At 62.7% G+C, this 5,462-nt stretch carries 5 protein-coding genes and 1 pseudogene; 3 read left to right on the top strand and 3 right to left on the bottom strand.

Features of this window, described 5'->3' with window-relative positions:
- Positions 1-417: pseudogene (locus AUC71_RS09075) on the top strand (MBL fold metallo-hydrolase); the annotation flags it as partial.
- Positions 418-514: 97 nt separating this feature from the next.
- Here the strand turns inward: AUC71_RS09075 and AUC71_RS09070 are convergent.
- From AUC71_RS09070 to AUC71_RS09060, 3 genes are all read right to left on the bottom strand, one after another.
- Positions 515-1,906, bottom strand: a complete 1,392-nt coding sequence (locus AUC71_RS09070) for a L,D-transpeptidase family protein (RefSeq protein ID WP_069624009.1) — start codon at positions 1,904-1,906, stop codon at positions 515-517.
- A 352-nt stretch (positions 1,907-2,258) separates the two neighbouring features.
- Positions 2,259-2,768 carry a transcriptional regulator LdtR gene (gene ldtR, locus AUC71_RS09065; RefSeq protein WP_069624008.1) on the bottom strand — a complete coding sequence of 170 codons (510 nt, stop codon included), beginning with the start codon at positions 2,766-2,768 and terminating at the stop codon, positions 2,259-2,261.
- A 157-nt stretch (positions 2,769-2,925) separates the two neighbouring features.
- Positions 2,926-3,993 (bottom strand): enoyl-CoA hydratase/isomerase family protein, encoded by a 1,068-nt coding sequence (locus tag AUC71_RS09060; protein ID WP_069624007.1) that lies wholly within the window; start codon positions 3,991-3,993, stop codon positions 2,926-2,928.
- 98 nt (positions 3,994-4,091) lie between these two features.
- Between AUC71_RS09060 and AUC71_RS09055 the strand changes: the two genes are divergently transcribed.
- Together AUC71_RS09055 and AUC71_RS20260 are read left to right on the top strand one after the other, a co-directional pair.
- Entirely contained in the window at positions 4,092-4,523 is a 432-nt protein-coding gene (locus tag AUC71_RS09055) for a hypothetical protein (protein ID WP_069624006.1), read from the top strand.
- Positions 4,516-5,268: an extensin family protein gene (locus AUC71_RS20260; protein ID WP_244500870.1), complete on the top strand. Its 753-nt coding sequence runs from the start codon at positions 4,516-4,518 to the stop codon at positions 5,266-5,268. Before AUC71_RS09055 ends, AUC71_RS20260 begins: the two co-directional genes overlap by 8 nt.
- Positions 5,269-5,462 lie beyond the last annotated feature (194 nt).

Below are 5,462 nucleotides of genomic sequence, written 5' to 3'. Positions count from 1 at the left end.
GCCTATAAGATCGGTGACGCGGTCTTTGTCGGCGACACGCTGTTCATGCCGGACTTCGGCACGGCGCGGGCGGACTTCCCCGGCGGGGACGCCCACAAGCTCTACCGCTCCATCCAGCGGCTGCTCGCGCTACCGCCAACGACGCGGCTGTTCATGTGCCACGACTACAAGTCGCCCGGCCGCGAGGACTACGCCTGGGAGACGACGGTCGCCGAGCAGCGCGCGCATAATGCCCACGTCAAGGAAGGGGTCAGCGAGGATGATTTCGTCGCCATGCGCGAGGCGCGCGACGCAACGCTCGCGGCACCCGAACTGTTGATGCCGTCGATCCAGGTCAATATGCGCGCGGGTCATCTGCCGCCGCCGGATCCGAACGGCATCCAATATTTGAAGATCCCCGTGAAGCTCTCCGCCTGAGGCTCCACGCGCGACGGTGCGGGGCGCAAACAAAAGGCCATCCAGCGTGAACTGGATGGCCTTTTTTGTGCCGTTCTTGCGCTCGTGCGCTCGACGTCTAATAGGCCGAAGCGTAGGCGCCCACGTCGTGGTTATAGATGTCGGGGCGGAAGTTTACTTGGCCGTCCGGGGTCGCCCAGGCGCTGACATAGGCGAGATAGACACCGATGTTCTGGGTCACTTTCACGTCGGCCTGCTGACCGGTGTGCTTCATGCCTTGGATGCTAGCCAAGTTCCAATTCGGGTTCCCGCGTAGGATCCAGGCGACGAGGTGATCCACATTGTGGACGCGCACGCAGCCCGAGCTCTCGAAACGCACCGCCTTGCCGAACAGCCCCTTGAGCGGGGTGTCGTGCAGGTAGACCGCGTCCTTGTTCGGGAAGTTGATCTTCACGAAGCCGAGAGAATTCTCCTCCCAGGGACGCTGGCGGAAATTGTAGGTGTAGACCGCCTCGCCGAACCAATCGATCTGGCGCGGATCGAGCGGGTTGCCCTGCGCGTCGAAGGCTTCCATGTGGTAAGCCGCCAGCATGTCTTGACCACGGGTCGCGAACTCGCGGCCCTTGGGCACGAGATCCTTGTGGATGATGCTCCGTGGCACGTGCCAATAGGGGTTGAAGTTGATGTCGGTGACCCTGCTGGAAAGCTCCGGCGTCGGCCGTTCGATCTTGCCCACCACCGCTGCATGACGCTGCGCCACGCGGCCGCCCTCGACCGCCTCCACTTGCGCCGCCGGAATGTTGACGAGGATGTAGCGCCCGGTTGCTTTCGGCGCGAGATTCTTCAAGCGCTTCAAGTTGGCCTCAAGCTGCGCCAAGCGAACCGTTGCCGGCACGTTCAGCGCTTCAACCGTCGCCTTGGAGTCGATCACGCCCGTCGGCGGCAAACCATGGCGCACTTGGAAGCGCTTCACCGCGGCCACGACCGCCGCGTCGTACTGATCCGGAATGCTCATGCCGACCAAGTCGCCGCCGATCTCGAGCCGGCGATGCAAGGTGACGATCTCAGGACCGCTCGAGCCCGGCTTCATCGCCACGGCCGGCACCGTGGGCCAGCCGCCTTGGGCGACGATCCCCTTGTATTTTTCGATAGCGGCTTTGGTTGCAGCAATGTTCTGCGTGGCGAGCGTGGGCGAGCCAAGCGCCGGATTGACGATCATCGCGACCTCGGGGTCGCCCTGAGGAAGTTCGGATTTGTGAGAGTCGTGGCTTTCCGTTCTCAGCGAAGAGCCGCGCGAGCCGTTGAACAGGCCGCCGAACAGGCCGCCGCCGCCGGAGCTGCCGCCGCCCTGGGGCGCCACCTCCTGGGGCTGCTGCCCGGGCTCCTTGCCTTTGAACCAATTGAAGGGACCGGCGCTGGACGGCTGCATGGTCGCAACCAGAAATGCCGCCGCGAGCCCTGCGGCCGCGATCCGCGATCCGCTCCTGATGACGTCCGTTGAATTGGGCATGCCGCTCCCCGTCGTTGCGGCCCTCGATCCAGGCTTAACTATAAGCGCTTTAGCGCGGCCGCTCTACTCGTTTCGAGCCTGATGAATCCTCACTTGGTGTCAAAAAAACTTTAACCAAGACAGGTGTGCGAAGACATTTCGGTCCGGCGACTGACCTGCTCGGCCGTATTTCACCTTTGGAATGCTTCCCTCAGAAGGCTCTCGCCGCTGCCTCAACCGACTCTCGCGGCTCCCATGTCTCCGACAATGCCCGGGAAATGGGGCGAATTTGGGCTTGTCCCGGCCTCAACGCCAATCGCCCCAGCGGATATCTCCACTGGGGCGAGAAGATCACGAAGATCTGATGCAATTTTTAGAGCTGGTAGCGAATCTGATCGGTCCAGAAGCGCTCCAACCGGATCAGAGCCTTGTTAAGGGTCTCCAGATCGTCCTGGCCGATACCACCCACCTGCTCCAGAGAGCGCAGCTGGCGCTGGAACAAGCCGTTGATGACCTTGGAGACGTCCTGGCCCTTTTCGGTGAGGCTCACCCGCACGGAACGGCGGTCGGTGGTCGAGCGCTCGTGGTTGATGTACCCGGCATCCACCAGCTTCTTGAGATTGTAGGACACGTTCGAGCCGAGATAGTAGCCGCGGCTGGTCAACTCGCCCGCCGTCAGCTCGGCATCGCCGATATTGTAAAGGAGCAGCGCCTGAACGCTGTTCACGTCGGCACGGCCAAGACGCTCGAACTCGTCTTTGATGACATCGAGCAGCAGCCGGTGGAGCCGCTCGACAAGCTTCAAGGAAACCAGATACCGCCCTTTGAGGTCTTCCGCCCCATCGGTGCTCGCATGTGTCCCTATATCCAGGGCTACATTCATCGCCTACCCTCGTTGTTTGTTGTTAAACCCCAACTTGATCGGGACTATAGGCTTGGCCGAGCTAAAATGAGCTTAAGCGAGACGCTTAAGATTGCATGAAATTCTAGTATTAATTCTTGTTGATGTTGGCGCGCTTTGCGTTCATTATCAACGCTTCTTAGGGTCCGGGCTGCCGCTCGTCGAGTTCGAGCTCGCCCTCCACTTGCGTCGAAAATAGACGCTCGATCTCCCGATCATCGACCTCTTCGAGTGTTGCGGGCTGCCAGTCAGGCGCCCGGCCCTTGCCCGCGATGCGCACGTCGATGCCTTCGCGGAAATCATGGGTGGTGACCAGGTGCGAGGCCAGCCGGAATTCCAGCTTCAAGGCCTCTGCCAGCGTCAGGCCATTGCCGACCTGCATCTGCTTAAAGGCGATCTTGAGCGACGTGGGCGATTTCTTGCGGAGTTCCGCCGCGGTCTCCCTGGCCCAGGGTTCGTCCTCACCGTCCTCGGCATCGAGGCGCGCGAGGATTTCCTCAACCGAACCGGCCGAGAACGCGCGGTCGATCATTGGCGTATGGCGCACCAGATCCCCTTCGCCGGGGTCGCGATGGAGACCGTCGAGTAGCCGGTCGATCGGATGATTGTCGGCCAGCGCTTCCTTGATCGTGCCGAACTGAGCGGACGGGATGTAGTGGCTCACGAGCCGCAAGCGGTGGGCGTCCGCGGGGCCGATGCTGGCGCCCGTGAGCGCCAGGTAGGTGCCCATCCAGCCGAACAAGCGCGGAAGGAAATAGGTGCCCCCGATATCGGGGAGAAATCCGATCCCCACTTGCGGCATGGCGAAGCGGTAGCCCTCGCCTGCCACGCAATGGGTGCCAAGCAGCGAAATGCCGACGCCGCCGCCGAAGGCGAGCCCATTGATGAGCGGTACGTTTGGCCGGATGAATTTCTCCAGCACCCAGACATGGCTGTAAGCTGCCCGATAGAATTCGCGGATCGTGTCGGTGGCACCCTGGCTGGTGGGCGTCAGAACTTTGAGATCGCCGCCGCTGCAGAAGACGGTCGGGTGGGAGGACTCCATCACCACGCCGTAAATATGCGGCGCCGGCGCCCAACGCCGGTAATTCGCGCTCAAGGCGTCGAACATCTCGCGCGTGAGCGCGTTCAACCTATCGGGCCGGTCGAGGGTTACAATGCCGGCGCGGTCGTTTTCCTTGAAAGTGATGCCAAGCGCTTCGGACAAAACGGGAAATGCCCCCTACCAAATTCGCCAAAATCGAGCTTTAGAAAGGCTTGGCGCAGCTAGCATCCCGTGGCGCAAACCACAAGCGCAGACGAGAAATGACGCACGCTATGATCCGGGACTTCAAATTTGGGCTCGTGTTCGGACTTGCGCTCGGCCTGGCCGGGTTCGTTGCGGCGGAGACGCAGGCTCAAGAGCCGCTTCCGCCTCTGCCTGATCGGAACCCGGCGCGCAGCGGGGAACCCGCCCGGGACACGGCGCTGCTGCCCGCTCCGGAAGAAAAGCCCAATCTGCCCGGCGACAAGCCTACGGTGGCCTGGACGGATCCCAAGGTCGTCGCCGCACGCGAAGCCTGCGCCGAGATGCTCGCGGGTGTAACGCTCGACTACGAGCAGCTCGACCCGATCAAGAAAGGCCTTTGCGGCGCACCGGCCCCGATCCTGGTGAAGTCGATCGGTGACCCCGCGGTGACGATCTCGCCGCCGGCCACGATGCGATGCACGCTCGCGGTGGCCTCGACGCCTGGCTGAGAGAGACAGTCCAGCCGGCGGCTCCGTGCTTGGCTCGCGCGTCGTCACGCTCCGTAACGCTTCATCCTACAAATGCAGAAACCGCTATGGCGGTGCCAACACGAAGATCAGCGAGCATGCCTTGGCCAACGCCCTCGATATTTCCGAGTTCGTCTTCGACTCGGGGCAGCGCTTCAAGGTGTTGGGGAATTGGCCCTATGGTGCAGTCGCCCGGCCCATCGCACCGGAACCGCCGCTGCCCAATCCGCACCGGGTCGCCGACGCGGCCATCGAGCGTGCCATGGCATCGGAGGAGACGACGGGCGCCATCGTCGCCGTCTCGACCCGCCCCTCCTTCGGCAACGCGCTTGCCGCGGTGACGAGAGTGAAGACCAATCCGTTTGTCAGGCCCACGCCGCCTCCCGTGGCCCAACCGCCGCTGTCGCCACTGCCACGGACCTCGTCCGATTCGGACCGAAAGGTCAGGACCCCGATTGCAGCGGCCAAGTCCAACCCGTTTGTCAGTCCCCTGCCTGCGCCCGGCGCGGCTCTGCCCGCAGAAGAACCAGAGTCTGAGGAGGCGACCTCGGAGCCTTCGCCGCCTCGCAAGCTGCAGCCCGAGGATGCCGCGGCCTTCATGCGGGTCGTCCACAATGATGCCTGCAAGACCTTCGAGACCGTGCTCGGGCCAGCGGCGAACGCAGCCCATAAGGATCATTTTCACTTCGATATGAAAAAACGGCGCTACGTGAAGATTTGCGAATAGGGCCTTTTCGGCGGCAAACCATGTTGGTTGCCGCTCCTGGCAGCGGACGCCTCTGAGTGGTAGCTCCAGGGTTCAGTAAGAGTTGAGGGTTTGCGGCGTGGCCTCACCGTCTAAAGACAAAACCGTTTCCATTGCGCACCGAACGGCGAAGCGCGTCGGCACGCGGCCGCCTGCGCTCAAGTCCGGACTCGACC

Origin of the sequence: Methyloceanibacter marginalis (assembly GCF_001723295.1) — a bacterium.
GTDB lineage: Bacteria > Pseudomonadota > Alphaproteobacteria > Rhizobiales > Methyloligellaceae > Methyloceanibacter > Methyloceanibacter marginalis.
The sequence above is the reverse complement of the archived record's forward strand: the minus strand, read 5'-3'. Positions and strand labels throughout refer to the sequence as shown.